28 protein-coding genes are annotated in these 26,180 nt (G+C 43.2%); 9 read left to right on the top strand and 19 right to left on the bottom strand.

Annotation, left to right across the window (positions count from 1 at the left end; translation table 11 throughout):
- Positions 1-13 precede the first annotated feature (13 nt).
- Positions 14-556, top strand: a complete 543-nt coding sequence (gene sodC / locus NI461_RS00785) for a superoxide dismutase [Cu-Zn] SodC (RefSeq protein WP_253150379.1) — start codon at positions 14-16, stop codon at positions 554-556.
- Positions 557-773: 217 nt separating this feature from the next.
- Positions 774-1,076, top strand: a complete 303-nt coding sequence (locus tag NI461_RS00780; RefSeq protein WP_151205269.1) for a DUF3817 domain-containing protein — start codon at positions 774-776, stop codon at positions 1,074-1,076.
- 158 nt (positions 1,077-1,234) lie between these two features.
- Here the strand turns inward: NI461_RS00780 and NI461_RS00775 are convergent, their stop codons facing one another.
- From NI461_RS00775 to NI461_RS00760, 4 genes are all read right to left on the bottom strand, one after another.
- Positions 1,235-2,464 (bottom strand): MFS transporter, encoded by a 1,230-nt coding sequence (locus tag NI461_RS00775; RefSeq protein WP_253150502.1) that lies wholly within the window; start codon positions 2,462-2,464, stop codon positions 1,235-1,237.
- 312 nt (positions 2,465-2,776) lie between these two features.
- On the bottom strand, positions 2,777-2,932 hold the full coding sequence (locus tag NI461_RS00770; RefSeq protein WP_253156128.1) for a hypothetical protein: 156 nt from the start codon (positions 2,930-2,932) through the stop codon (positions 2,777-2,779).
- Positions 2,933-3,326: 394 nt separating this feature from the next.
- Positions 3,327-3,704: a hypothetical protein gene (locus tag NI461_RS00765; RefSeq protein WP_253156126.1), complete on the bottom strand. Its 378-nt coding sequence runs from the start codon at positions 3,702-3,704 to the stop codon at positions 3,327-3,329.
- A 144-nt stretch (positions 3,705-3,848) separates the two neighbouring features.
- Entirely contained in the window at positions 3,849-5,258 is a 1,410-nt protein-coding gene (locus NI461_RS00760; RefSeq protein WP_174660308.1) for an FAD-binding oxidoreductase, read from the bottom strand.
- 353 nt (positions 5,259-5,611) lie between these two features.
- On the opposite strand from NI461_RS00760, the gene serA reads away from it, so the two are divergent.
- The 3 genes from serA to NI461_RS00745 all read left to right on the top strand — a co-directional run bounded on the left by serA (position 5,612) and on the right by NI461_RS00745 (position 9,115).
- Complete coding sequence (serA, locus tag NI461_RS00755) at positions 5,612-6,844, top strand: phosphoglycerate dehydrogenase (RefSeq protein WP_151205272.1); 1,233 nt, start codon at positions 5,612-5,614, stop codon at positions 6,842-6,844.
- Positions 6,845-6,968: 124 nt separating this feature from the next.
- Positions 6,969-7,844 (top strand): DMT family transporter, encoded by an 876-nt coding sequence (locus NI461_RS00750; RefSeq protein WP_174660309.1) that lies wholly within the window; start codon positions 6,969-6,971, stop codon positions 7,842-7,844.
- Between the two features lie 380 nt (positions 7,845-8,224).
- Positions 8,225-9,115: an EamA family transporter gene (locus tag NI461_RS00745; RefSeq protein ID WP_253156124.1), complete on the top strand. Its 891-nt coding sequence runs from the start codon at positions 8,225-8,227 to the stop codon at positions 9,113-9,115.
- 59 nt (positions 9,116-9,174) lie between these two features.
- On the opposite strand, the gene NI461_RS00740 is transcribed toward NI461_RS00745, so the two are convergent.
- The 3 genes from NI461_RS00740 to truB form a co-directional block, all read right to left on the bottom strand.
- Complete coding sequence (locus NI461_RS00740) at positions 9,175-9,642, bottom strand: hemerythrin domain-containing protein (RefSeq protein ID WP_151205275.1); 468 nt, start codon at positions 9,640-9,642, stop codon at positions 9,175-9,177.
- 128 nt (positions 9,643-9,770) lie between these two features.
- On the bottom strand, positions 9,771-10,538 hold the full coding sequence (locus NI461_RS00735) for a TSUP family transporter (RefSeq protein WP_253156122.1): 768 nt from the start codon (positions 10,536-10,538) through the stop codon (positions 9,771-9,773).
- A gap of 15 nt (positions 10,539-10,553) precedes the next feature.
- Complete coding sequence (truB, locus tag NI461_RS00730; RefSeq protein WP_253150369.1) at positions 10,554-11,459, bottom strand: tRNA pseudouridine(55) synthase TruB; 906 nt, start codon at positions 11,457-11,459, stop codon at positions 10,554-10,556.
- Between the two features lie 153 nt (positions 11,460-11,612).
- Here truB and NI461_RS00725 point away from each other — a divergent pair, with 153 nt between their 5' ends.
- Both NI461_RS00725 and NI461_RS00720 read left to right on the top strand, forming a co-directional pair.
- A complete protein-coding gene (locus NI461_RS00725) occupies positions 11,613-12,641 on the top strand; it encodes a lipase secretion chaperone (protein WP_151206698.1) in 1,029 nt (342 codons plus the stop codon).
- A 505-nt stretch (positions 12,642-13,146) separates the two neighbouring features.
- On the top strand, positions 13,147-14,115 hold the full coding sequence (locus tag NI461_RS00720; protein ID WP_253156121.1) for a triacylglycerol lipase: 969 nt from the start codon (positions 13,147-13,149) through the stop codon (positions 14,113-14,115).
- 206 nt (positions 14,116-14,321) lie between these two features.
- Here NI461_RS00720 and rplS read toward each other — a convergent pair whose 3' ends face one another.
- The 12 genes from rplS to ispH all read right to left on the bottom strand — a co-directional run bounded on the left by rplS (position 14,322) and on the right by ispH (position 24,990).
- Positions 14,322-14,696: a 50S ribosomal protein L19 gene (gene rplS, locus NI461_RS00715; RefSeq protein WP_151204600.1), complete on the bottom strand. Its 375-nt coding sequence runs from the start codon at positions 14,694-14,696 to the stop codon at positions 14,322-14,324.
- Between the two features lie 190 nt (positions 14,697-14,886).
- Positions 14,887-15,627, bottom strand: coding sequence for a tRNA (guanosine(37)-N1)-methyltransferase TrmD (trmD, locus tag NI461_RS00710; RefSeq protein WP_253156120.1), 741 nt, complete (start codon positions 15,625-15,627; stop codon positions 14,887-14,889).
- Positions 15,628-15,652: 25 nt separating this feature from the next.
- Entirely contained in the window at positions 15,653-16,201 is a 549-nt protein-coding gene (gene rimM / locus NI461_RS00705; protein ID WP_174660315.1) for a ribosome maturation factor RimM, read from the bottom strand.
- Positions 16,202-16,229: 28 nt separating this feature from the next.
- Complete coding sequence (gene rpsP, locus NI461_RS00700) at positions 16,230-16,487, bottom strand: 30S ribosomal protein S16 (protein ID WP_004974526.1); 258 nt, start codon at positions 16,485-16,487, stop codon at positions 16,230-16,232.
- 151 nt (positions 16,488-16,638) lie between these two features.
- The gene (locus NI461_RS00695) at positions 16,639-17,094 is read right to left on the bottom strand and encodes a type IV pilin protein (RefSeq protein WP_253156119.1); all 456 of its coding nucleotides are present in this window, start codon (positions 17,092-17,094) and stop codon (positions 16,639-16,641) included.
- Positions 17,088-17,534, bottom strand: coding sequence for a type IV pilin protein (locus tag NI461_RS00690; RefSeq protein ID WP_253156118.1), 447 nt, complete (start codon positions 17,532-17,534; stop codon positions 17,088-17,090). The genes NI461_RS00695 and NI461_RS00690 overlap by 7 nt, the downstream gene beginning before the upstream one ends.
- Before the next feature lie 10 nt (positions 17,535-17,544).
- The gene (locus tag NI461_RS00685; protein WP_253156117.1) at positions 17,545-21,096 is read right to left on the bottom strand and encodes a PilC/PilY family type IV pilus protein; all 3,552 of its coding nucleotides are present in this window, start codon (positions 21,094-21,096) and stop codon (positions 17,545-17,547) included.
- Positions 21,097-21,110: 14 nt separating this feature from the next.
- Entirely contained in the window at positions 21,111-21,875 is a 765-nt protein-coding gene (locus NI461_RS00680) for a pilus assembly protein PilX (RefSeq protein WP_253156116.1), read from the bottom strand.
- Positions 21,872-22,897 carry a PilW family protein gene (locus NI461_RS00675; RefSeq protein WP_253156115.1) on the bottom strand — a complete coding sequence of 342 codons (1,026 nt, stop codon included), beginning with the start codon at positions 22,895-22,897 and terminating at the stop codon, positions 21,872-21,874. Before NI461_RS00675 ends, NI461_RS00680 begins: the two co-directional genes overlap by 4 nt.
- A 1-nt stretch (position 22,898) precedes the next feature.
- Complete coding sequence (gene pilV, locus NI461_RS00670; protein ID WP_253156114.1) at positions 22,899-23,408, bottom strand: type IV pilus modification protein PilV; 510 nt, start codon at positions 23,406-23,408, stop codon at positions 22,899-22,901.
- The gene (locus NI461_RS00665) at positions 23,408-23,878 is read right to left on the bottom strand and encodes a Tfp pilus assembly protein FimT/FimU (RefSeq protein ID WP_253156113.1); all 471 of its coding nucleotides are present in this window, start codon (positions 23,876-23,878) and stop codon (positions 23,408-23,410) included. The genes pilV and NI461_RS00665 overlap by 1 nt, the downstream gene beginning before the upstream one ends.
- 161 nt (positions 23,879-24,039) lie before the next feature.
- Positions 24,040-24,990 (bottom strand): 4-hydroxy-3-methylbut-2-enyl diphosphate reductase, encoded by a 951-nt coding sequence (gene ispH, locus NI461_RS00660; protein ID WP_151206689.1) that lies wholly within the window; start codon positions 24,988-24,990, stop codon positions 24,040-24,042.
- 132 nt (positions 24,991-25,122) lie between these two features.
- Between ispH and gmk the strand changes: the two genes are divergently transcribed.
- Positions 25,123-25,746 (top strand): guanylate kinase, encoded by a 624-nt coding sequence (gmk, locus tag NI461_RS00655; protein WP_253156112.1) that lies wholly within the window; start codon positions 25,123-25,125, stop codon positions 25,744-25,746.
- A 76-nt stretch (positions 25,747-25,822) separates the two neighbouring features.
- Entirely contained in the window at positions 25,823-26,104 is a 282-nt protein-coding gene (gene rpoZ, locus NI461_RS00650; RefSeq protein ID WP_004650579.1) for a DNA-directed RNA polymerase subunit omega, read from the top strand.
- The last annotated feature ends 76 nt before the right edge of the window (positions 26,105-26,180 follow it).

Raw genomic sequence — 26,180 nt, 5'->3', positions numbered from 1 at the left:
AGGATGCCAATTTATGTCTTCATTCTTTAAAGTAACAACGCTTTGCGCTCTAGGTGCGGTACTTTTTACAGGCTGTACCTCAAATGATATTTCAACCGAAAATGTCAGAACGGTCAGCATGCATGCAGTTTCTGCCCAAGGAACGGGGGAGTCTGTGGGTACGGTTTTGCTCAGTGACAGCCCGACAGGTCTGGTCATTCGTACTCACCTGAAACAGCTTCCGGCAGGAGAACGCGGCTTCCACGTTCATGAAAACGGTTCATGTGCGCCTGCTATGAAAGATGGCAAGATGGGCGCAGCTCTGGCGGCCGGCAGTCATTACAACCCGAACCAGGCACCCAACCACGGCACACCAAGCACCGGTCATTTAGGTGATTTGCCTGCCTTGAAAGTCAGCACCGATGGTACGGCACGAGTCACACTTCTGGCCCCACGTGTTAAATTAGCCGATATTAAAGGCCGTGCTTTAATGATACATGCAGGCGGCGACAACTATTCAGATCATCCATTGCCATTGGGCGGCGGCGGTGAGCGGATCGCTTGTGGGGTGATCTAAGCATTCATTGATATATAAAAAAACGGGCATTTTGCCCGTTTTTTTATATCAGTCTTGATTTAAAAATGAGTGTTTCAAAACCATTGATTGCTTAATAACCCAGTAAATCACTAGGGTATAAGCCACTAAAATAATTCATTTTATTTATAAAATTTCTTTTGATTCAATCCGCAGTTTGGGTACACTCAGGCTTGATTGAACTCAATGGTGAATGTAGGTGAATATTAAAACTTTACGTCTGGTAGGCTTGGTAGAAGGTATTTCATTTCTGCTGCTATTATTTGTGGCGATGCCGGTCAAGTACATGCTGGGAAACCCGATTCTGGTGAAATATGTCGGTATGGGTCATGGCGTATTGTTTGTGCTGTTTCTGGTGGTGTTATTTGCAGTCTGTGAAAAACAGAAATGGTCACTCAGCATGTTTATTATGGGTTTAATTGCATCAATCCTGCCTTTTGGGCCCTTTATTTTTGATATGAAATTGAAAAAACTAGAACAGCCCAGTGCTGAAGAGGCCTGATCACTATCGGTTCTCGCTGCTCTCAAAATATTTAGAACCGAGGAAGTTAATCATCCTCTCCCCCTTGGGGAGAGAGTTTGCCCAATAATATTGCTCATTTCTTCACGAAGGCAAGGACTGTTTAGAGGGGTTCTAAAATATAGAGAACCTCTCAAAAGTTAAAACTCTCCACTCGCCTTTCTTTCCAGCATCAGCTGCTTGAGTTGCAGGCGTGGCCAGGTGAACCAAAGCGCAATTAAAATAAATGAAACACCACAGTAAGCCCAAAGCTCATAGGCTTCATACGCTATGCGGACGGCTTCAATCACAATAAAGAAGCTCAGCATCAACAAGATAGATACTGTTGCTGCAACAGTACCTTTAGATACTTCGGAGGACATCAGGGCAAAGCGGTACAGTACCGAGAAACTAACACCCTCCCCAAGACTGATACAGGTGGTGCCAATAAGCAGACAATGCAGAAAATAATCCGGAATCAGCAAGCCAACTAAAAGTAAAACTGTTCCCAATAACATCAGGGGCACACCAAGCAACACCGTCTGGCCGAGCGGCATTTTATCAATCACTTTCAGCAGAATTATATTTCCTAGAATTAATCCTCCTAAAACCGGGAACTGTGCCAGACCATATTGAAGACTGCTCAAGCCCAATTGCTCGACCAGAATGACGGGAGATAAGGCAATCCATAACATCAGTGGCATGCTAACCAGCGGCAATGCCATGGTCATAATTACAAAGCGCTTATTTTTCAAGACCTGTTTAAAATCGTCCACAATATAGCTGATGGGCTGTTTGGGAATACTGATTTTAGGATTTGGCATTTTGGCCTTGAGTCCAAACCAGCTTAAAAGTGCTACAAAAGCAATCCCGATAAAGCCCCAATGCCATGAGACATGATCAATCATAAAAGCGCCAATCACAGGTCCCAGAAGCGGGGCCAGCAAGGAAACATTGGCCATGAGTGCCATGACTTTAATTGCATCGCGTTCTTCAAAGTTTTCCTGAATGGCGGCATAACCGACAGCAGAAATAAAGGACAGGCCAAAACCCTGTAAAAAACGCAGAAAAAGGAAGCTCTGAATATTGGGTGCCAGTAAAATCGCCAAACAGCAGATGACAAAAAAGACCACTCCACCCAGCAGCACTTTTTTACGTCCCCATCGGTCTGATAATGGCCCTAAAATAGCTGCGACACATGCGCCGCCCAATAAAAAAAAGGACATCGACGATGGTGCCCATGAACTGCTGACACCAAAGTCACGGGTGATGGCCAGCATGGCCGGCTGGATCAGGTCATTACAGATATAGACCGAGAATTCAAACAGGACCAGTGCCAGTGGAAACATGAGTGTGGCGCGAGTCAGTTTTTGAGTGGGCGTGTTTTGCATAGGAGAGTTAATGCTCATCATCCTGAATCCACCCTTTGGAATTGAATTTAATCGGGCAAAATACAGATTGAATGTAATTAGATTATGCGCATTTTAGCAGAGTTCATGTGCAAATCCGTGCTGATCATGTTGGGGTTTTCAGGATTTTTTCATCTTCTGAAATAGCAAGATAACGGATAAAATTTCTTGTCTTTATCTCATTATAAGACTCTAATATTTCATCATAAGGATGAAAGCCACCCCAACCAGTACGCATATACAGCAGCGTGGTCTCACCTGATTGTGCCGGAAGCTGTATCGTTTCAGCTTGTTTTAAAAAGACTTTATAAACTGGTATGTATGTGGTGAATTCATTTTGTCCTTGGCAGGCAAATTGATCCAGAGTGGTAGCATGTCAACACGTCCGCCGCAGTCTGAACGGTCTTTGCTAAATACTCCTTTATGTCTAATGCCTGATGCTGCCGTCATCCACTGCACATCGCCTGCGGAAATAGGGTAACAGTTTCAGAACCACGAGGTGGATGGGCGTTGACACCGTTCTGCAAATGACTGGCTTTAAGGTTGGCCGACCCTACGTGGTCGAGCAGTAAAAATAGCGATACAGTATTGCCCAGTTCGTAGAGGGAAAACACAGAAAGGACGGGCGAGAAACTGTCAACTGAAACGCGAGTATCATCACGATGGATGAATGCGAGGATTTTCAGTTTGTTTTGCGTAATTGTTTTAGATAGTGAGGGTAGCCTCATGACTGAAGTGCTTGGAAAGGCACAATGAGTTTGTGAGTTACAGATATCACCCCAAAGCAAAAAGCGCATCATCCAGATACGCTTTTCAGCACAAACTGCTTAAGGAGCAAATAAAATTATGGACAAACTGCCTTCTGGAAAGTCTTGGTATTGGCTCCCCGCATACAGCGATATAACTCTTCAGCCTTGTGCATTTTCCAGTTTTTCTCTTCTTTTTTGAAATGATAAATCGTTTGAATGGATTTGACCGAATCATCCATTAATCCGGTTTCTGTTACCTTCACCTGTCCCACAGTCGGTGCTTCGCTTTTATTAAAAAACTGCCGGATTTCTACGGTTGCCAGTTCATCGCGTAAATCAGGCCGCATCTTCAGTACCTGATCCAGAGGAGTATCTGAAGAGGACTGCACTTTTGCAATCACCTGCTGTGTGGTGGCACACCCTGACATTATCATTGTCAGGCCTAAAACTGTAAGTGTTAATAACTGTAACATACTGTTTAACCCCATGTTTATCCTTATTATTCACGAATCATCATGCAGCGCTTTTTAGCTTAAAACTATTTAAACTATGTAACTGCTCTGGTACGGGCATAAAAAAACGCACCTTTCGATGCGCTTTTTTCATTTCAAACCGCTTTAAAGGTCGAAAAGCTTGCCCGGGTTCATGATGCCCTTTGGATCAAAGACTTTTTTCAGGGCTTTCATATATTCAATCTCTTCCGCTGAACGTGAGTACTCAAGATAAGGTTTCTTGGTCATACCCACACCGTGTTCTGCAGAAATTGAGCCGTCATATTTTTTCACGGTATCAAAGACATACTTGTTCACCACCTGACATTTGGTAAAGAATTCATCTTTGCTTAAGTGTTCAGGTTTGAGGATGTTCAGGTGCAGGTTACCATCACCGATATGACCAAACCAGCAGACTTCGAAGTCAGGATAATTCTCTGCCACAATCGCATCAATTTCTTTAATAAATGCTGGAACATGCGTAATGAGAACAGAAATATCATTTTTGTATGGTGTAAATGGGGCAATGGATTCAGAAATATCTTCACGCAGACGCCATAAGCTTTCTACCTGTTCCAGACTTTGGCTCAGCACACCGTCAAGTACCCAGCCCTGTTCCATGCAATGCTCAAAAATTTCCATCGCCTTGTCCATGATCGGTTCAAACGGCGCTTCAAACTCCAGCAGAACATAAAATGGACATTCGGTTTCAAAAGGACGCTGCACATGACCATTGGCCAAGACTTTCTGCATGGCCAGCTCACCAAAGAACTCAAATGCTGTTAAATCAATTTTCGCCTGGAAGGCGTGCAATAACGGCATGATTGCATCAAAATCAGGCACACCCAGTACCATCACTTGCAGGTCTTGCGGTTGACGTTCGAGCTTGATTTCCGCTTCAGTCACCAGACCCAGCGTACCCTCACCACCAATGAATAAGTGTTGGAGTGCATAACCTGTTGCGTTTTTGATCATGCCTTTGTTCAGACGCAGTATATCCCCTTTACCGGTCACCACCGTCAGGCCAAGTATCCAGTTACGGGTCATGCCATATTTAATGACTTTAATCCCGCCAGCATTGGTGCCGATGTTGCCGCCAATTTGGCTTGAACCCGCAGATGCAAAATCTACTGGGTAATACATACCCTGCTCTTCCGCATAATTTTGTAACTGCTCAGTCACCACACCAGACTGTACACGAACCATACGGTCTGCCGGGAAAAACTCCAGAATCTGGTTCATCTTGTCCATGCTCACCACGATTTCACCGTTAGCAGCGACTGCACCTGCGGACAGACCAGTACGGCCTCCTGATGGAGTGACAGCCACATTAAACTGATTGGCCAGCTTAACAATTGCCTGAACCTGTTCGGTGCTCGATGGGAACACGATGACCGACGGGTTTGGATCAAAGTGCTTGGTATGATCGCGACCCCAATTCTGGAGGCTATCCGTATCGGTTTTAATACGGTTTTCACCCACAATTGCAGTCAATTGGGTCAATAACTCAGGGGTTAAAGCGACTGGAGCATTCATCGTTTGCAGACCTAGCATGAATTAAACAAAAGAGACTTCGCCGGTTTATTTGCACATTTTTCAGACATAAAGACCTGTATGCAAATCAGGCAGAATATGCCGATTAAAGCATCAAAGAGAGGCGCGTTAACAGCACGGGGCAATATTATAAGCTATTTTTAGGGCTTTCCCTTAAAAAATGCTAATTTTGATAATATAGCTTTGAAAACGCTGGTTTAATTCAACCATTTTTATCATTTGTGCATCATCACTTGCGAAAATAGCTGCGATTGCCGTCATCAAGGAAATGTATAACTACCCCATTCCTGTGCTATTATACCGCGACTAAATTTGGCCTTTGTAGCGGAGCCGTAATGAGCCAACATCTATCTCTACCTAAAGATAAAATCCGTTTCTTGTTGTTAGAAGGCGTTCACCAAAACGCGATCGACACTTTAAATGCTGCTGGATATACCAACATTGACTATCGTAAAACTGCGCTTGAGGGTGAAGCGCTGAAAGAAGCGATTAAAGATGCACACTTTATTGGTATCCGTTCCCGTACTCAGCTGACTGAAGAAGTTTTTGAAGCTGCGAACAAGTTAATCGCAGTGGGCTGTTTCTGTATCGGTACCAACCAGGTGAATCTGGACGCAGCAATGCGTCGCGGTATTCCAGTGTTTAACGCACCATATTCAAATACTCGTTCAGTAGCTGAACTTGTACTTGCTGAAGCCATTCTCCTGCTTCGCCGTGTACCTGAAAAATCAACAGATACACATGCAGGCGGCTGGAACAAATCTGCTGTAGGTTCGTTCGAAACGCGTGGTAAGACTTTAGGTATCGTAGGTTACGGTTCAATCGGTTCACAACTTTCTGTCCTGGCTGAAAGCCTGGGTATGAAAGTGATCTACTTCGATACAGTGACAAAATTACCATTGGGTAATGCACGTCAGGTCGGCTCATTGAATGAATTGCTTGCCAATGCTGATGTCGTCTCTCTGCACGTGCCAGATGTTCCGTCTACACGTAACTTCATGACCAAAGAACAGTTCGCGCAAATGAAAGAAGGTTCAATCTTCATCAACGCGGCACGTGGTACTTGTGTCGTGATTGAAGACCTGGCCGATGCACTGAAATCAGGCCATCTTGCTGGTGCTGCGGTTGACGTATTCCCGAAAGAGCCTAAAGCCAACGGTGAAGAATTTGTTTCTCCGCTACGTAACATTCCAAACGTCATCCTGACCCCTCACGTGGGTGGTTCGACCATGGAAGCACAAGCAAACATCGGTCTGGAAGTGGCTGAAAAATTTGTCGCTTATTCAGATAAGGGTATGACACTTTCTGCGGTGAACTTCCCTGAAATTGCATTGCCACTGACTGAAGGTAAGCACCGTCTGCTGCATATCCACAAGAACATTCCGGGCGTTCTGTCTAAGATTAACAACCTGTTTGCTGAACATGGCATCAACATCTCTGGTCAGTCTTTAATGACCAAAGGTGATGTCGGTTATCTGGTCATGGACGTAGATGCAACTGCTTCTAAAGAAGCGCTGGATACACTGAATGAAGTTGAAGGTACAATCCGCGTTCGCGTATTGTTCTAATTCAGCTTGCCAGAAAACCACAGTCTTTAGGCTGTGGTTTCCTATTTTTGAAGGTTTTAAATTTCAAACCTGATCCGGCTAATGCTGCTCCTGCCCTCTTTCCAGCCTCGAAACCAATTGAGTCATGCCCAGTTTTAAAATTGCGCCCTTCGTACAAGCACCGCTGATTTTACTGATCGCGATGATCAGCATGCAAAGCAGTGGCTCCTTTGCCAAATATCTGTTCGGTCAATTTCCAATCCTGACCGTTTCAGCCATGCGCCTGCTATTAGGCGCCTTGATTCTGGCACTGATTTTTAAAATCTGGCAGATCAGTTTCAAACAGGTAAAATGGGCGGCTATTCTCAGCTATGGCTTAGCCCTGGCGGGAATGAACATGCTGTTTTATCTGGCCATTGACCGCCTGCCACTCGGTATTGCGGTGTCTTTTGAATTTATTGGCCCTCTAAGTGTGGCGCTGTTTTATGCCCGGCAGAAAGCCGACTTTATCTGGGTCGGTCTGGCAGTGGTAGGGCTGATCTTACTCTTTCCTTTTCATCAAGCCGCCGAGCCACTCGATCCACTGGGAATTATTTTGGCTCTGGGCGCAGGTGCCTGCTGGGCTGTCTATATTGTTGCCGGACAAAAACCATCGGGGGTGTCGGGCAATCATACCGTCTGCTTGGGCATGTTCGTCGCAATGCTGCTGGTGATGCCGATTGCCCTGTTTGCAGGTATGCCCACACAAGCATTTGAACCTGGAAATTTGATATATTTCATTATATTAGCTGTACTGGCCAGTGTCTTGCCTTTTAGCCTAGAAATGATTGCCCTGCGTAATATAACTGCCCTCAGCTTTGGGACTTTAATGAGTCTGGAACCTGCTATTGCTGCCCTGTCCGGTTTTGTATTTCTAGGTGAAAGCTTATTGTGGAACCAGTGGCTGGCCCTTGCCACCATTATCACGGCCTCAATTGGCTGCACCATTACCACACAAAGACGCAAACAGCGTGCTACTTAATTTAGACTTATTTTTTGAAATTATTTATCAGTTATTTTTTAAACTTTTAAAAGTATTGTGCATACTTAAATCAAACTAAAAATCACTTAAGTATAAAAATATAGTTTTATCAAAGATTGATTATAAATACCTTAGACTAAAACCAGCGATGTATTTTTAAATTCAAAACTTAGAACCTGCTATTTGACACTTTGAATTTAAAAATTTTTGACAATGATCTTTTTTGGAAAATTTGAATTCATGTGCTCTCTATCTACTGTATCTACTGTATCTGCACATAAAATATTCTTCTGCTCTATGCATTACAAACAGCCCGCTTTGCTATAATTTCATTTTCCCCTATTGATTGATTATGCCTTTTTGGCATAAGTAGCGCCTGCATGCCAAACACTCAACTCCTTGCGGTGGTGTACATGGTTTTATCCATGACTTCCTACCAGATCAGTGCTTCCTTCGCCAAACAGCTATTTATGGTGCTTGATCCCATCACTGTGACCATTTTAAGGTTATGTTTCGCGGCAGTTATTGTCTGTGTCATGTTCCGCTCCTGGAACATTATTCGACGCTTAAGCTTCTTGAAATGGCGGGATCTGCTCTACTATAGCGCAGCTTTAGGCGTGATGAATATTCTGTTTTATTTATCGCTAGGCCGCCTGCCACAAGGTATCGCGGTAGGGCTGGAATTTATCGGTCCGCTGGGCCTGGCACTGATTTCAATTCAGAATCGCAAAGATTATGCCTGGGTCTTGCTGGCAATTTTAGGGATCATCCTGATGGTGCCTTGGGGTCAGGCCCATAGCAGTAATTTCGACCTGATTGGCGCGGCCTGTGCGCTGGGTGCAGGTCTGTGCTGGGCCTTGTATATCTATTTTGGACAACGTGTCGTACAGCAGAATATTGGCATGCATGCGCTGACGATTGCTATTACACTTTCCGCGTTCTGTTTATTACCCATTGGTTTATATAACAATGCCCCGGCCCTGATAGAGACCCAGTACTGGGGAAAAGCCCTGGCGATTGCCCTATTGGCCACTGCTATTCCTTATGCCCTGGATTTAAAAGCCCTGCAATACCTGAACAAAACCACCTATGGTACGCTCTCCAGTCTGTCTCCGGCCTTGGCAGCACTGGCCGGGTTTCTACTGCTGGGTGAAAAAATTACTCTGCTTCAAACCGTGGCACTGTTCTGTATTATGCTGGCCTCAGTCGGGGTAACCTTAAGTGAAACGCGTAAAAAATATAAAACCCCAAAAATCAACAAGCTGAATTAACTGATTCAAAGATGGTTATCCAGCCATGGTGTGGTGTGATGTAATTTTAAATGCAAAGATTAGCTTTGGACCAGCGTATCTTTGTTCATGTCTTTATAATGCTGGTATTCCCGCTGATATTGTTCAGCCAAAGCCGTCTTTTGTTGCTCATCCAAAATTTTACCAGCCTGCTGAAAGAAACCATGTTCTTCCTCTTTTAAATGGTGATGCACCTTCTCAGACAGTTTTTTTGCCAGTGCAATCCACCCAGGATTACTGAGTTCCATCGCCGTCAGTTCTTCGACCATTTCATCCATTTCATGGTGTTCTGCCAGAGCATGACGGGTGATACTCAGGCCAGAATCCGTCATCATCAATGGAATATAGAAATAGCGGTCTTCCGCCGTCTCATGGGCAAACAGTTCATTTTTGAGTTGCTTGAACAATTCACGGCGTTCAGGTGAATCCCCGGAAGTCTGTAATAATTTTTCTGCCAGCTCGCGCTGAATCTGGTGGCTTTCTCTTAAAGCTTCAAAAATCGTCTGCATCATGACTCCTGTTTCATTTTTTGTTCTTCATGCTGCTGATTCTAGAGAATTTTTAGGAGTTAATCTGGCATAGTTTGTACAGCTGTTGCTATAAAAAGGTTAATATCGAGAATGGTTTACATCTAGTTTCAAGCCCAGAACAGCTGATAGCTCAAACGACAAATCAGCAAACTAACCAGTATCAGGAACAAAATCCGGATAAAGCCACTACCATATTTAAAAGCCAGTCTGACCCCCAGCAGCGAGCCGGCAATATTCGCCACCGCCATCATCGCACCGAGCAGAAATAGCACATGGCCACTGGGAATAAAGAAACTTAAAGCCGCCAGGTTGGTGGTGAAGTTGGCGATTTTTGAAAGTGCCGATGCATGCAGAAAATCTACGCTCAGGTAACGGATAAAAAAGAAGATAAAGAAACTGCCCGTGCCGGGTCCAAAAATTCCGTCATAAAATCCGATCAGCAAGCTGCCCAGTGCTGCCAGAATCAGCATCTTTTTATTCGGCTTTTGCTCGACATGTAACTGGCCGAACTGCTTTTTCATGAAGGTATACAGTGCAATCACGATCAGCATGAACAAAACAAAAGGCTTGAGAATATCGACCGGAATCAGGGTGACACTGGCTGCGCCCATAAAAGCACTGACAAAGCTGCACAGCGCAATCACGCCCAGCAAGTTCCAAGGCAGTTTGACCTGCCTGAGGTAAGACCAGGCCGCAGAACCGGTTCCAAAAATCGAAGCCAGCTTGTTGGTGCCAAATACTGTGGCAGGTTGCAAGTGCGGCAGGCTGCTCATGAGGGCTGGAATCTGGATCAGCCCACCGCCTCCCACCGCTGCATCAATCGCCCCTGCCATAAAGGCAAAGACGACCAGACTGATGATAATCTCAAGCTCCATGTGAATAAAACCGAATTAGAGATTAAGTACGCGTTTTGGCACCAGACGTTTACGCTCGGTAATTTCTGCCAGCCCCAAACACTGATCGCCATGAAAGACCAATACCTGCGGTTCAGCAGGATGATCAATATTACTTTCCATCCCCCGGCTAAAATACTCCGCGCGGCCTTCCGGCACCTGAATGTGCGTAAAATGCTGGACCGGAGCATAGGCAGCTAAAAGCAGGGCTTCGCGCTCTGCTTCAGTCAGACTTTCCAGATATTCGAGGGTATAGCCAGGGATAAGATCAAAATGTCCAGTTCGGGTACGGTGCAGATAAGTCAGATGACCATACGTTCCCAGCGCTTTGGCAATATCTTCACCGAGTACACGAATATAAGTGCCTTTGGAGCAGGTCACATCCAGCGTGATACTGTTTTCAGTAAAGGACAATAAGGTAATTGCATAAATAGTGATTGGACGAGCTTCACGTTCAATCTCAATGCCTTGGCGAGCCAGCTCATATAACGGTCGGCCTTCTTTTTTGAGAGCCGAATACATCGGTGGCACTTGCTGGATATCCCCAGTGAACTGAGCCAAGACCTCTTCAATACGCGCTTCAGTCAGCTCGGGCACCGCCTGCTCCAGTAGCACTTCACCTTCGACATCACCCGTGGTGGTGCTATGACCTAAAAAGATGGTGGTCTGATAGCGCTTGGTCGAATCCAGCAGATAATGCGAAAACTTGGTCGCCTCTCCCAGACAGATCGGCAATAAACCGGAGGCCAGTGGATCCAGTGCCCCGGTATGGCCTGCCTTTTGCGCACGGTACAGCCAGCGGACTTTTTGCAATGCAGCATTAGAGCTGATGCCCAAAGGTTTATTTAACAGAAATACACCGCTGATATGACGACGCTGAATTTTAGGAGAAGCTACTTTCATGGCACAACATCAGACATTTTTTAAATTGGTGCAATGGTAAAACCCTGCTCGATGATTTACAACTTGTCTATGCTGTTGAAATACATTTATGGCACATTGAGTCTATTTAGACTGGATTCCTCAGGAAAGAAAAACAAAAAAGGTGCATAGGATATGCAGAAATACAAAATCTGGATTATTGTGGCGCTGGTGCTCCTCTGTATGATCACCCTGATTCTGTGGCTAGCTCCCAAAGATAAGGCTGAAGCACATATAGCTACGCCGTCATCTTCCGCCACTGCCCCCCAGCAACAGACAGTATTGCTGGACCAGAACCCGGCCAATGCCATGTTTGCCAGTTCCAGTCAGCAGGATACGGAAATCAACTGTCAAATGCATCTTGATGCCAGTCAGCGCTTAATAGTGAATGAACAGACCCGTAACTGTTTTGAATATTTTATTACCCAGTATGGCGAAAAAACACTGGAACAGATCGATACAGGTTTTCATGGCTACATTTCGCAGAACTATCAACAACCTGCGCTCTCACAAATTCTGGACTTGTGGAAGCGTTATCTGCAATACCGTCGGGCCCTAGGTTCATTAAACCCGCCCTCTGGCCTCAATCAGGAAGACCCGGCTTATTACCGCAGCATCTATACTGCTACCCAGAATTTACGTCAACAGTTTTTCTCGAAGGGTGAAATTGAAGGCCTGTTTGGTACAGAAGATCGCTACCATGAATATACCTTGGAACGGATGGCGGTTCTGGCAGATCAACAGCTGAGTGAAGCAGAAAAAGCCCAGCAACTGAAAAACTTATTCGAGCAACTGCCTCAGGACTGGCAGGAAAACCTGGAACAACTGAACAAGCTAGAAGATTTACGTCAATTAACGGCTGATATTAAAGCACGCGGCGGCTCTGATGAAGAAATCCGGCAGATGCGTCTGAATCTGGTGGGTCCGGCCGCCACCCAGCGTTTGGAAAAACTGGATATAGAACGGGCCAACTGGAAAAACAATGTCAACCACTACCTTCATGCACGGGACAATATCTTAAAAAGTGGCATAAGTGATAATGCCAAACAGCAAGCCATTCAGGAGCTGCGGGTACAGTCCTTTAAAAAGCCAGAAGACCGTTTGCGACTGGCCACCTTTGAACAACTGCATGATCAGGGGGGTAAATTACCTTATCCAGATTGACATGCTCTCCTGATCAAATCACATCAGAGAAGCTGGCTCCTTACTGGATCTATTCATCGGATTGACAAAGATCCTACCTCAATAGAGGTAAACAAGTATGTCAGCCACTGTTCATATGGCGTCGCGTTTTCAAGAGTTTATAAAAGCTATCTCGAATAGTTGGTGCGCCACTATTTTTCAGCTTGCTCTTGTCCTGAAATGATATGGTCTTTAGCCGACAGTCTGAGAAGAATAAGCAAAAGAAAAACAATATCTCCCCATGAGCAGCGCAGCATGGACTGCAAAATTTTAGCGCTGGAACTGACAACCTATTTAATAAAACTTATAAAAAGGGAGTTTATGAAAATGTTGAGGCAGTTTCAGCCCGCATTGGCTGTCACGCTCACCAGTAGCATAGTGCTTGGCTTATCTCTACACACCCAAGCAGTGTGCCAGGGCGACGCGGGTCATTACAAAAGAAAAATATGGCGCGGATTGCCATAAAAACAACAAGCAGGAGTGATTTATGAAATATGGACTATTTATAGCAGGCTTGCTCTTCGGCTCAAGCTCTGTCACGGCACAAACTCCCACACTGGCCAGTCAAGCCACTGTAAAAGTCAGCTCGAACTACGCCAAAACCCGATATCCGATAGTCTTTGCGCATGGTATGGCAGGATTTATTCGTATTGGCACGGATCAGTTTGGACTGGATTACTGGTATCAGATTCTGCCAGATTTGGCCCGTAATGGCGCCAATGTGTGGGCCACGCGTGTATCACCCTTTAACTCATCTGAGGTACGGGGTGAACAGCTTAAACAGCAGGTTGAAGAAATTTTAGCCATTACAGGCGCTGAAAAGGTCAATCTGATTGGTCACTCGCATGGCGGCCCGACGATTCGCTATGTGGCAGGTGTAGCCCCTAACTCCGTTGCCTCCTTAACTACAGTGGGCGCACCCCATAAAGGTTCTACAGTGGCAGATTTAATTCTAAAAGCGCAAGGCACGGTTATTGAAGAAGCATTGGTCGGTAGCATTAACCTGATGTCTAAAGCAATTACTTGGGCACAGGGCCTAAACCCGAACAGTTTCCCGCATGACTCCATGGCGGCAGGTAACAGTCTTACACTGGCCGGCGCAGCTGAATTTAACCAGAAATATCCCCTCGGGATGCCTACAACAAGCTGTGGAGAAGGCAGCTATAAACAGGGAGGCATTTACCACTATTCTTTTACTGGTGTTGGAACGGTCACCAATATTCTTGATCCGGACTCCGCTTTACAGCTCACCAGCTTATTAATAGATGGAGGACGGGATAATGATGGCCTGGTGGCACGTTGTAGCGCAAAATTCGGTAAAACCATTCGCGATAATTACCACTGGAATCATCTGGACGAGGTTAATATGGTATTGGGTCTTAAAAGTCTTTTTGCCCCTGATCCGGTCAATGTCTATCGCCAGCATGCCAACCGTTTAAAGTTACAGGGACTTTAAGGTCAAAGATGATTCTGGAGCGACTATAGAGAATACTTCAGTTGTTTTAAAAAAACATGATGAGGGGACAACTTTGGTAATATTCAGGATGAGCAAGTGGTGATTTTCCATTCACCAGCCAACAGATTAAAAGTACAGGCATATAAACTACAGATATAAAAAATGCGCCGATTGGCGCATTTTTTAACTCGTGATAAAACTTAAAATTAAGCTTTAACTTTACGAGCTGGTAATTTTTCACGGATACGCGCAGCTTTACCAGACAATTCACGCAGGTAGTAAAGTTTAGCACGACGAACGGCACCACGACGTTTCACTTCAACTTTAGCTACGATTGGAGAATGTGTTTGGAAAACACGTTCAACACCAACACCGCTAGAGATTTTACGAACTGTAAACGCAGAGTTTAAGCCACGGTTTTTGATCGCAATTACCACACCTTCAAAAGCCTGAAGACGTTCACGATCGCCCTCTTTTACTTTTACAGAAACAATAACTGTATCACCTGGTGCAAATTCAGGTAGATCTGTTCTTAATTGTGCATTTTCAACTGCTTGAACTAAAGGATGCTTACCGCTCATGGGGTATCTCCGATTAGCGCGGGTCAGAAGGGGTCTGATATCCGCAGGGTATAGAGGCTAAAGCGCATGTTACCCATTAAACTTTTTCTTTATGCTTGACCACTTCAATACATAAAGAGCCGAATAAAATACTTAATTAAATTTAAGTATTTTGCTCAGGTAAAGCCTTAAAGCAGTGCTTTAAGTTTACTTACCCTTGTTCATCTTTGAGCCATTTTTTTTGCTGCTTGCTTAGCTCAACTTGCTCCACCAACTCTGGGCGGCGTTCAAGTGTACGCTGGTAACGCTGCAAAAACCGCCATTTTTCAATATTTGCATGATGCCCGGACTTTAATACCTCAGGCACATCCAAACCTTCAAAATGATCTGGCTTGGTATATTGCGGGCAGTCTAACAGACCGTCCACAAAGGAGTCTTGCACATGAGATTGCTCATCAGACATGGCATTCGGAAGTCTCCGAATAATGCTGTCTAATAAAACCATCGCAGGCAGCTCACCGCCCGACAAGACGTAATCCCCGATTGACCATTCCTGATCAACATATTTCTGGATCAAACGCTCATCGACCCCTTCGTAACGTCCGCAGAGTACAATCAGACCGTCATACTGAACGAAATCCTGTACTGCTGCTTCGTTTAAGGTTTTACCTTGTGGTGACATATACACCACCGGTACATGAACCGCACCGGCATCACTTGCAAGCTCTTTGGCACGATGAATTGCTTTTGCCAGCGGCTCAGCCATCATCACCATACCCGGACCACCCCCAAATGGACGTTCATCCACCCGTTTGTAGTTGCCCGTCGCAAAATCACGTGGATTAATACAGTGAATCTGCATCAAATCCCGTTTTGCTGCGCGCCCGCTAATCCCGTAGGCTGTAATCGCTTCAAACATTTCAGGAAAAAGCGTAATGACTGCAAAAAACATCGCAGACTCCTCTATTTCCGAAATATTAGTAATCTACGCCCCAATTTACGTAGATACGACCAGCTTCGAGATCAACATGCTGGACCACATCTTTGTGCCATGGAATCATTCGCTCTTCACCATCAACGCTCTCGGCAGTCGCACGAACCACCATAACGTCATTGGCACCTGTCTCAAACAGCTCATGGATTTGACCGAGGTTAACTTCCTGCTCATCATCGTCCAGACCTAACACCGTTAGGCCTTTCAGATCAGACCAGTAATACTCGTCCACGCCTGCTTGTGGCAGTTGCGATTTTGCAATCCAGATATTTGCACCCACCAGGTTATCTGCTGCAGTGCGATCGCTCACACCTTTCAAGCTGACCACCAGGCCTTTACCATGCGGTTTCCAACGTTTTACATCGACAATTTGCCAACCTGCTTTGGTCTCAATGTACCAAGGCAGGTAGTCAAATATGTTGCTCATGGGTTCTGTATTGGAATAGACCCAGAGCCACCCATTTAATCCATATGCTGAACGTAACTGTCCAATCTGAATACGATCTTCGGGAACATTCTGTGTTGGTGTCATGGGCTACCTACTACTTAATTTGTTAAAATTATGCAGCAGCTGCAGCTTTCTTAGCTTGAGCAGCTAAAGAAGCAACACGCTCTGAAGGTTGAGCACCTTGAGCCACCCAGTGAGCGAAACGATCAGCATCTAAACGAAGTTTTTCTGCTTTACCTTGAGCTGTTGGGTTGAAGAAACCGATACGTTCGATGAAACGACCGTCACGCGCATTGCGGCTGTCAGTTACAACAATTTGATAGAATGGACGCTTTTTAGCACCACCACGAGTAAGACGAATAACAACCATGATAGAACCTTATAGTTTTTACGGATTATCCCTGTATCGACCATCGACACAATTCAAACCCCTTTCATAGAGGGCCGTATTTTACGCGATGTTTGCCCTGAATGAAAGATTAAAAAGTGGGTTGGCTACAATTTTGGATTGGTTTTTAATTTCACCATGTTGATTCATTACTCAAATTAGCAGCAGTACACACCAATCCTTTTGACCAAAATTTTTCACTTCTGTGATTTAAACAAATTGAACCATCCCCTTGTTGAGTTGTTCCCGATATTGGGGTTGCAATCATTGTCCAAGTAGTTGGAGTCACATCAATTAAACGTAAATTATATAAGGACTTACCTTGGCTAGGTAGATTTCCAGAGTGCTGTAGGCTATTTAAAGTAACTGGCGTTTCCATACCATTAATCAGAGGGACATAGGAAAAATTTGCTATTTTAAAGCGCTGTATACGATTGGCTAATTCTAACATTTCTGACTGAGCTTCTGCTCTTTTTGTTTTACGCACGTACTCTTGATACGATGGATAAGCAATTGCAGCCAGAATTCCAATAATTGCCACAACAATCATAAGCTCAATAAGGGTAAAGCCTTTTATTCGAGTTACCATTCTTCATGCCCCGCACCACACGTAATGGTAGTGGTATTAATATTTGTCCAAGTCTTATTTTTACAACGGAGTCCCCTACTGGACATTAGAAAGCTAAAATTTCGAGAATCCTTACTTTCTGCAGTAACAACCCACGATTGCCCTCCAGCACCTGAAACAATTGTAAAGTTATACTTCACAGCTGCTCCTGTTGCCCCCTTGGGTAAGATCGCCATTCCTGTAGGCATCACGAAACCTTGATAATTAAAATTTCTAGATTTATGACGCTCTAAAGCCATTGCGATTTGCTGCAATTGATTTTGTGCCTGTGTTGCCTGAACGCGGCGCACGTATTGTTGATACGATGGAATTGCAATTGCGGCAAAAATTGCCACAATCACAACTACAACTATTACCTCAACTAAAGTAAAACCATCTTGATGTGAACTATATCTATTCATATCGCCACCATTAAGAAGCTTTACGAGCTAATTTTTCATACCACCGTTGTGGAATTAGGCACATCTCAGTTGCTTCACCTGAACCAAAGCCACCTGTAACAGTTAACGCAATACGACCACTTGTATTAATGCAATAATTTTTCGCACTTGTATCCCCTATTGCTTTTGGTAGACAAGATTCATCAGCCCCCTCTTTACACTCTACTGGAGGACAATTTTCACCGACACAATCATCACCACCTTCTTTACCTGCCTCATCTGTACCACCTACAGTCACAGTGTGTATACCGACACCAATAACACTACGCGAAGGTTCTATTTTCGTTGCACATTGACCAAAAGGCATACAGAAAGCCGTAAGCATACTTTCACCTTTAACACCCGCACCACAATCACCTGAAATACCTGGTTTACTTGCATCAAACGTTGATACATAAAGCTTATAGTTCATTGCTAATGGGGTACCAAAGACCTTTTCACTTTGTTTTTTATAGTTACTACAATTTGTCAGCTTACCATCCACACCAACCGTACAATGTTGGAAACGATAGAACCAGCCATCTTTTTTATCATAAGAGGCAACTGGATCAGTATTAGAAAATCTATTTCCCTCTGTAATTTCCCCTAAATTTGATTTTTCAAGATTTTCTGTATTTAGTGCTGTAGTTCGCGTAAATAAATCACGACGTGCTACATCTTTATCATAAATATTATAAATTGCGTCATAATCATAAGTCGCATCTGAAGAGGTATAATCATTTAATGGCGCGCTACGGTTACCACTACCAATGGAAATTACAGCAAAGGTAATACCGTTTTGATTATATAAAGAAAAACCTGGCATATCATAAAAACGAGGGCTCTTTGCTCCCGCATGCAATTTTAAAAGTTTAACGGGTGTTTTTGGTATGGCACCAATTTTATTTTGTTTATTATCAAAATCTACTCTAAATAATTGACCACCTAAATCCCCAAAATAGATATGATCAATTAAATCATCACCATCACGATCTACAGTACGTATTTCACTAACCACGCTATATTTCAAATCTGAATGTTTAGTTGCAATAACACCTTTTTCGGTTGTTAGTGCTGATGTACTTGTAACATTATCACTTGTCCACCAAAGTAGATCACCATTATCTGCATCAAACATATAAACGCCCGCACCTTTTGATTTGGTTGGATTGTAATTACTACTTTCATACCCCCCATACAAACCCTTAACTCCATTGGTACGTGCATCCCCGTCATCTCCACCTGCATCATAGCCGCCACCCACAAACATCACGCGTTTTCGCGTACCCCCCCAATTGATCCAACCAATCGATGGTTTAGACCAACTTTGCCCCATATATTGAAGCTGACTAAACAGTGTAGATTTGGTTCCGCTATATACTTGTTGAGTCGCAGGGTCAATATGGAATTTAAGTTCAGGAGTATTAATATTACTTAAGTCTAATGCGTAATAACTGCGCCCTCCCATACGCAAACCACCATATGCCATTTGCATGCCTTTCTGGCTTGCTGTACGACCATCACCTACTACTAAGTTTCCTGTACCATCTACAACATATTGAGTATAAAGGCTCCAAGGACCATCTACACCATAATAAAGTTTTTGCATTCCGCCATTCGTTACACTCGATAAACGAAAAGCATCTTTTTGATTTTCAACCATTTCATTCGGTACAAAAGCAAATTTTTCCACTCCAGTTTCTGCATCTACAACATGCAATAAACCTTGTGTTGTTCCAAACAACACATAGTCTTCACGACCTGTAGATTCCATTACCTTTTTAGTCTTGTTGTATTCTAACTTCCCTTTATTTGTGACCAGTACCGGATAGGAATGCATGACTGCACCCATTTGCCGCAAAGCTGGTTGTGCTTTTAAATTAATAACTGTTGTTGGTAGTTTACTTAGATCAATGTTGTACCCTAAAAGAGACAATAAATAACCGCGATTCGGATCATTTTTATATGTTGTATTCTCAATATCTGCTAATTCAATTTGCCGTAGAGATCCTGTGCCACCAAAAGTAGTAGTACCGTTTGAAATAATTGCTTTACGATTTGTAAATAATTTACGATCTGCCGTATTTTGTGTAGTTGCACCTAACAGCATCTGCGACCATGCACCCCCACGTGCAGCAAACTTCTTACTACCAACTGTATTTTCATCACTATTTTCTACAGCCGTATTAATGCTTTTTGCCCAATAATCATAAACTGCAGAGGTAATATTTCCATTAGCATCATAAGTGGGTTCTTTAATACGACCATCAGTTTCAAATACAATTGCCGAATTCTTACCTTTTAAAACGCCATTATCGCCAACTAAATATTTTTTCAAATTACCCAACCATAATTGGTAATTTGTATTTGGTGTTGGCTGAAAAGTTTGATAATAAGCATTATCTTGTAGCTCAGCAGGGTTTAATGCATCTCGAGGAATAGTAGGAGAGCCAGTCGTAACTGAAGGAATGTCTTTAGATAGATTACTAATAAAATCGTTTACACTATCAATTACATCCTGAGCTTCATTACCTGAATACCACCCACCTTCACCAATAATCCCCCAATATGCGGCTTCTTGTACATTCGTTAAATTTGTCTTTTTAGTTCCATTAGCGCTTACGAATGGGGCTAAATTTTGAGCTTGAGTCTTCGTAGGATCATAAGAAGCCACATTATTGAAACTTGAACCAAACCCAACTACCGCTGTTTTAAATTTCAGCTGTTTACTACTTCTCACAGGATCAAGTAAAGCTTTCGCTGTTTCTTGAATACACGACCAATTCCCATTACAAGACACTCTATTCATTCCACTTGTTATACCAAGTGCTTCCCGAACCCTATCTTGTTTTGCCTCGCCTGTATTCGGCTCACCATCAGTCAATACATAGACACCTTGTCCACTACATTTTTTAATATCATCGGACTGAGTCAAAGAGTTTGGAGCTAGATACTTACCTGTGTAAATTGAAGTATTCGATGGGCCAGTTTCCTTAGTTTCTGGTCTTGAATAATTATCATACCCTCCCCCGCCCTTATTACCCAACATATAAGAAACTGTTTCTAAATATGATGTTCCCGTTGGTGTACTTGTTGTCGCAGTTAATTTTTTAATTTCTTCAAGTAAAAGAGCTCTTTGTGTTTTTGTTTGAGTGACATTATCTCCCAACGCTCTAGCTGGTACTATAATAGCACCATTACTATTATTACTACTGTTATAACCACTCCACTTTAATGCACCTAATGTCGATAACCCAATGATTTTGTCATCAGCTAGCTTATTATTTCCATTTAATAAAGCCTCCATTGCCTCTTTAACACGATCAATGCGCATTTTCCCTGTACCATCTTTTTCATCCATACTCCCAGAAACATCAATCAAAAACATCAACGTGATATCACCAGACTTTGCATCTTGATAAATATCAATGTCACTAGCTTGTGAAACACTCGTGGTTACCAAAGTAGTGGATAGTGCCGCGATACTTGCTACAAGCACTTTATAACGAAAAAAATGCAGGAAATTATTTTTTTGTAATTTCATTTCATTACCCCAATTCATACAAAGTCTTGAACAATCACATACTCAGTGACATGTGATGTATATGGAATATTTAATTCAGAAAGACACTCGGTCACTGTTCTTCGCGAAACTGCATCTAATGGAACAGAAGTCCTTTCAGGAATCGTGACTTCACTCATATGATTTCTAAAGCAGTTGTTAATATCTGTAGCTGAAGCATTTGTCAGAGTAGGCATAACTGACACAGAAAAAACTTTCACTGGCTTGCTTCGGTCAAACTTTACAGTTTGATCATCAGTACCAAACTGGGCACCAAAAAAAGGGTCATTTTGAGAAATACTAGAAAATTTAACAGCGACTTGCGTCATAACCGCTTTACGACCACTGGTAAAAAAGTTCTTCGCACTTTCCTTAGAGTCGCAATACCCCTCCAATCCAAATTCATTATTTGTTGGGGCTGTGTCACCGGCTTTCCAGTAAATTAAACTCGCACGATTAATATCAAAAAAGCTTGCCTCAGCACCGCGATAGCAAAAGACCATTTCTTTATCTTTATCTGCCGCACCACTTATGTAGCCAAACATCCCACTCGAACTTAGAGCTTGAATAATATTGTCTTCACGCTCTACATTAAAAAATGCAGCATCGGAGTTTTGTAGTAAAAGTTGTTGCGCCTGACTATTCGTTGCAATGTTTAAGCTAACTAAACTTTGGCGAATAGCCAATGTGCCAATCACAATAATGGCAAGCAACATTAAAAGTACAACTATTAATGTTGCACCACGTTGATGATTCATCATTGTCCTCTCTCTCCGAATGTATTTCTTAAAGCCACTGATTGTGTAACTACTTGACGTGCATATTTTGGAGAGCCTGCCGCAGGAGTTTTAATTGAAACAGCTTGATCTAATACTTGAAAAACTTGACCATCTTCAAATGAACCACCATGACCAACTGATTGATTTGAACGCCCCAAAATCCCTAATTGAACCAATAAAATTCGTGGTCGTGGTGCGGGCAAATCTAAATATGTCTTAGCATCGATATAACGATGGTTCGGACCATTTTGAATACCGTATAACACCCTAAAATGATCAGCACGTTTTAATATAATTTGTCCTGCATCCCCAAAATTTTTAATCGTTGTAGGATCACCATCAAGCGGATAATGGCCAGCATCACAGGCAAGTGCTAAAGCCTGGTTGGGCTCATTACTGTTCTTATTATCATCAACTCTCAGGAAATAACGTTGAACAATCACGTGCCGCCCTTCATCTAAGGTAAATTCTAATTCATTCCCTTCGCAATCAAATCCACCATACCAAACGTCATCTACAGTAGATGGGGTTCTTTTATCATCTAAAATATATTGTGGTAAATATTGGATACTCAGTTGATCACTAGAGTAGGTATCGGCATTCGATATACCAGACCATTGTGGAGTCGCGCCTGCCGAATGACTATGACTTCTGGACAATAGATTCACAGCTACCGATGAACCTTCTAACGTCATAGGTAAGTTTGCAGTGTCTGTACCATTTACAGTAAGTGGATTTGCTCTAGATCTAAAAATTACTCCACCGTAAGTAATTGAGTCATTAATATTTGATATTAAACTATTTAAATTACCTAAACGAATATCTTGAGTGATCGCATTTAGACCAAAGTTTGCATCATCTTGTAAACTCGCTTGCCCTTGCTGCAATGTCTGACTTCTAGATGCAGTTAGAAATAACATAGTTGCAGCTGCACTAATCACCAAGCCTAAAGCTAAAGCAACCATTAGCTCAACCAATGTAAAGCCTACTTGCTTATTACTCATCTCAGTAGACCTCCATAATCAAACATGTCGAAGTAGGATCATAAGCTGTACTGGAAGTACAATTTCCTTCACCTAGTGGCCCATCTGTTGCTGCAGTATCTCCCCATGCCACATAAATACAATGGCGCTCATCTTTATTCCCTTGACAAGGTAAATAATTTACTGTCATCCCTACAGTACGTGCTTTTTTAGAAATTTCGGACACATCAAAATCGGCGAAGTCAGCACTCGTACAATTCGTTGCAGTAAAACAGTTTTTTGCTCGATCTATCTGTTTCCCACCTGTATTTAGATGATAGGTATAAACATTTTCTGCCCCGCGATTTACACGCATTCTTTCTGCCAAATCACGTCCTAAATTGATGGCTTGGATACGAGCACTACTTTCCTCAGTTGCCTCAACGGCACGGTATTGCAAAGCAATAAAGCCCAGCACCCCAATTGCCAAAACGAATAAAGCCACCAAGACTTCAACCAAACCCATCCCACGCTGATTATTTATTGTGTTCATCAACATGTCCCCTCTGTCACTTGTATTGTCCCCATCAAAGAAATGCTAATGTTTTTAGATTTATTACCGCCATTTTTATTACAAACTACGAAGGGTTTACCATTAATATCTGCTGCAAAATTTTTCACCCCTCCACTTAACAAAAAGGTAATTTCGGTAGGAGAGCCCGTTTTCAACACCGCCTTATCTTGAGGGCTCCAGATTAATAGCTTTTTGACTGCAAAATCTATTTTTTCGCTAGCGGTTAAACGATCAAAAGTTCTATTTAATTTAACTTTAACTTCTTTACGTTCTAATACAGCTTGAGAGCGTGCACTATTTAGCTGACCTATCAGCTCCTGAGTACTTCTATTCAAATTCTGTTTTTGTACTAAATTTCCAAACGAAGGCGCCGCCATCATCGTCACAATTACTAAGATCGCAATCGTCACCATCAACTCAATCAGCGTAAATCCCTTATTTTTCTGCATGCGCCCCCCAGCAACAAAACTTTACCCTATTAAAAATCTTATTCTAATTGTTTACAAAAACCACACATTACAAGATAAAAGGCATAAAAAAACGGATGACTGTCATTTGGCAATCATCCGTTAATTTTTGAGTAAAATTAAACTGTTAACTACAACACCTTTTAAGCCTGAGTTACAGGAATGCGTAACTCTTTGGGCAAACTAAAAGTAATATTTTCTTCACGACCATCCAGCTCTTGAGGTGCCTGTGCCCCCCAGTCCTGTAAACGCTGAATGACTTGTTTAATTAGAATTTCTGGCGCAGACGCTCCAGCGGTAACTCCAATTTTAGTATTTTCAGTAAACCAGCCTTGTTGCAGCTCATCCGCATTATCCACCAAATAAGCTGCTTTCCCCATACGCTCGGCTAGTTCACGTAAGCGGTTTGAGTTAGACGAGTTTGGCGAACCGACCACCAGAACCACATCACAAGCAGATGCCAGATCGCGCACCGCATCCTGACGGTTTTGCGTGGCATAGCAAATATCATCTTTACGCGGTCCCTGGATATTCGGAAATTTCTGGCGAAGCGCATCAATGACTTTAGCAGTATCATCAATGGACAAAGTGGTTTGTGTGACAAATGCCACTTTATCGGGATTATGCACTGTTAAAGCGGCGACATCCTCTTCATCTTCAACCAGATAAATTTCACCACCCTTTTTCTTGTCGTATTGACCCATGGTGCCTTCGACTTCCGGGTGGCCTTCATGACCAATTAAAATGGCTTCAATCCCTTCACGGGCATATTTGGTCACTTCAATATGTACTTTGGTCACTAGCGGACACGTCGCATCAAAAACTTTCAGGCCACGACGCTCCGCTTCTTGCTGTACCGCCTTAGATACTCCGTGTGCACTAAAAATCACAATATTGTCATCTGGTACTTCATCGAGTTCATCGACAAAAATCGCGCCACGCTGACGCAGGTCATCCACCACAAATTTATTATGGACCACTTCATGACGCACATAAATGGGTGGATTAAAGCATTCTAGGGCCCGGTTCACAATCGCAATTGCACGATCAACACCAGCACAGAAACCACGCGGGTTGGCTAAGACAATTTCCATAGAATCCTCAATACTCACACCATTTTTAGCGGTTCAATTGAAATAAATGTAAACATTCGACTCACAACTATTTAGTTTAAAGCCGGTCTACTCTAAAATAGAGAAGATATTTTATCATATCAGGAAAATATCATGTCGGGTCTCTTGTTTGTCGTTTCCGCGGCGTCTGGAACGGGCAAAACATCCCTTGTTAAAGCCTTACTTGAGCGTGTCAACAATCTTCATGTTTCTGTCTCTCATACGACACGCGGTCAACGACCTGGCGAACTCGATGGCGTACATTATCATTTCTCGACCAAAGAAGATTTTTTAAATCTGGTCAATCAAGGCGGTTTTATTGAATACGCAGAAGTATTCGGTAATTACTATGGTACGGCTCAGGCTACAGTCCAGGAACAGCTGGCCAAGGGCCATGATGTTTTACTGGAAATTGACTGGCAAGGCGCACAGCAGGTACGTCGTTTATTTCCTGAATCCAAACAGATTTTCATCCTGCCGCCAAGCCAGTTTGACTTGCGTCAACGCCTCTCCAACCGCGGCACTGACTCTGTTGAAGTAATTGAACATCGTCTCAGCTGTGCAGTTGAAGATATGCAGCAATATGCCAATTTTGACTATGTGATTATCAATGACGACTTTAACAAGGCGCTGCACGACCTTGAATCCGTGATTATTGCCAATCGTCTGGTGGTATCTCAGCAGGCGTACCGTCATGAAAAACTGATCCAGGCTTTAATTACACCGAGCGCCGAGTGATTAAAACTTGAGTCTCTAGGCAAAGCCTTTTATACTGTGCAGTCTGTTAAAATTTACTATTCAAACGAGAATTCTTATGGCACGCGTAACCGTTGAAGATTGTTTAGACCATGTAGACAACCGCTTTGAGCTTGTACTAGTGGCAAGCAAACGCGCGCGTCAATTGGCACGTCAAGGCATTGAACCGACTGTGGAATGGGACAACGACAAACCGACTGTAGTGGCTTTGCGTGAAATTGCTGCAGGGCACGTGTCCAAAGATATTTTAAAACAGCGTGATCAGGATTACCAAACTTCGAGCCTGGATCTGGCACTTTCTGCAAACAACCTTAATCTGGATGGCTTTTCTTTCCAATAAGCCCTCCTCCTGAAAAAAGCCTAGTTTAAAACTAGGCTTTTTTTGTTTTCTGGCTTTTATATTTATGCTAGAACGG

Origin of the sequence: Acinetobacter sp. S4400-12, from assembly GCF_024129495.1 — a bacterium.
Lineage (GTDB): Bacteria > Pseudomonadota > Gammaproteobacteria > Pseudomonadales > Moraxellaceae > Acinetobacter > Acinetobacter lwoffii_C.
This window is presented reverse-complemented; position numbering and strand designations above follow the sequence as displayed.

What these genes read in the sequence shown, in the direction of transcription:
- sodC (WP_253150379.1), top strand. Translation starts at nt 14, where the DNA reads ATGTCTTCATTCTTTAAAGTAACAACGCTTTGCGCTCTAGGTGCGGTA.
- NI461_RS00775 (WP_253150502.1), bottom strand. Translation starts at nt 2,464, where the DNA reads ATGCAAAACACGCCCACTCAAAAACTGACTCGCGCCACACTCATGTTT.
- NI461_RS00770 (WP_253156128.1), bottom strand. Translation starts at nt 2,932, where the DNA reads ATGACGGCAGCATCAGGCATTAGACATAAAGGAGTATTTAGCAAAGAC.
- NI461_RS00765 (WP_253156126.1), bottom strand. Translation starts at nt 3,704, where the DNA reads ATGTTACAGTTATTAACACTTACAGTTTTAGGCCTGACAATGATAATG.
- NI461_RS00760 (WP_174660308.1), bottom strand. Translation starts at nt 5,258, where the DNA reads ATGAATGCTCCAGTCGCTTTAACCCCTGAGTTATTGACCCAATTGACT.
- serA (WP_151205272.1), top strand. Translation starts at nt 5,612, where the DNA reads ATGAGCCAACATCTATCTCTACCTAAAGATAAAATCCGTTTCTTGTTG.
- NI461_RS00750 (WP_174660309.1), top strand. Translation starts at nt 6,969, where the DNA reads ATGCCCAGTTTTAAAATTGCGCCCTTCGTACAAGCACCGCTGATTTTA.
- NI461_RS00745 (WP_253156124.1), top strand. Translation starts at nt 8,225, where the DNA reads ATGCCAAACACTCAACTCCTTGCGGTGGTGTACATGGTTTTATCCATG.
- NI461_RS00740 (WP_151205275.1), bottom strand. Translation starts at nt 9,642, where the DNA reads ATGCAGACGATTTTTGAAGCTTTAAGAGAAAGCCACCAGATTCAGCGC.
- NI461_RS00735 (WP_253156122.1), bottom strand. Translation starts at nt 10,538, where the DNA reads ATGGAGCTTGAGATTATCATCAGTCTGGTCGTCTTTGCCTTTATGGCA.
- truB (WP_253150369.1), bottom strand. Translation starts at nt 11,459, where the DNA reads ATGAAAGTAGCTTCTCCTAAAATTCAGCGTCGTCATATCAGCGGTGTA.
- NI461_RS00725 (WP_151206698.1), top strand. Translation starts at nt 11,613, where the DNA reads ATGCAGAAATACAAAATCTGGATTATTGTGGCGCTGGTGCTCCTCTGT.
- NI461_RS00720 (WP_253156121.1), top strand. Translation starts at nt 13,147, where the DNA reads ATGAAATATGGACTATTTATAGCAGGCTTGCTCTTCGGCTCAAGCTCT.
- rplS (WP_151204600.1), bottom strand. Translation starts at nt 14,696, where the DNA reads ATGAGCGGTAAGCATCCTTTAGTTCAAGCAGTTGAAAATGCACAATTA.
- trmD (WP_253156120.1), bottom strand. Translation starts at nt 15,627, where the DNA reads ATGTTTTTTGCAGTCATTACGCTTTTTCCTGAAATGTTTGAAGCGATT.
- rimM (WP_174660315.1), bottom strand. Translation starts at nt 16,201, where the DNA reads ATGACACCAACACAGAATGTTCCCGAAGATCGTATTCAGATTGGACAG.
- rpsP (WP_004974526.1), bottom strand. Translation starts at nt 16,487, where the DNA reads ATGGTTGTTATTCGTCTTACTCGTGGTGGTGCTAAAAAGCGTCCATTC.
- NI461_RS00695 (WP_253156119.1), bottom strand. Translation starts at nt 17,094, where the DNA reads ATGGTAACTCGAATAAAAGGCTTTACCCTTATTGAGCTTATGATTGTT.
- NI461_RS00690 (WP_253156118.1), bottom strand. Translation starts at nt 17,534, where the DNA reads ATGAATAGATATAGTTCACATCAAGATGGTTTTACTTTAGTTGAGGTA.
- NI461_RS00685 (WP_253156117.1), bottom strand. Translation starts at nt 21,096, where the DNA reads ATGAAATTACAAAAAAATAATTTCCTGCATTTTTTTCGTTATAAAGTG.
- NI461_RS00680 (WP_253156116.1), bottom strand. Translation starts at nt 21,875, where the DNA reads ATGATGAATCATCAACGTGGTGCAACATTAATAGTTGTACTTTTAATG.
- NI461_RS00675 (WP_253156115.1), bottom strand. Translation starts at nt 22,897, where the DNA reads ATGAGTAATAAGCAAGTAGGCTTTACATTGGTTGAGCTAATGGTTGCT.
- pilV (WP_253156114.1), bottom strand. Translation starts at nt 23,408, where the DNA reads ATGAACACAATAAATAATCAGCGTGGGATGGGTTTGGTTGAAGTCTTG.
- NI461_RS00665 (WP_253156113.1), bottom strand. Translation starts at nt 23,878, where the DNA reads ATGCAGAAAAATAAGGGATTTACGCTGATTGAGTTGATGGTGACGATT.
- ispH (WP_151206689.1), bottom strand. Translation starts at nt 24,990, where the DNA reads ATGGAAATTGTCTTAGCCAACCCGCGTGGTTTCTGTGCTGGTGTTGAT.
- gmk (WP_253156112.1), top strand. Translation starts at nt 25,123, where the DNA reads ATGTCGGGTCTCTTGTTTGTCGTTTCCGCGGCGTCTGGAACGGGCAAA.
- rpoZ (WP_004650579.1), top strand. Translation starts at nt 25,823, where the DNA reads ATGGCACGCGTAACCGTTGAAGATTGTTTAGACCATGTAGACAACCGC.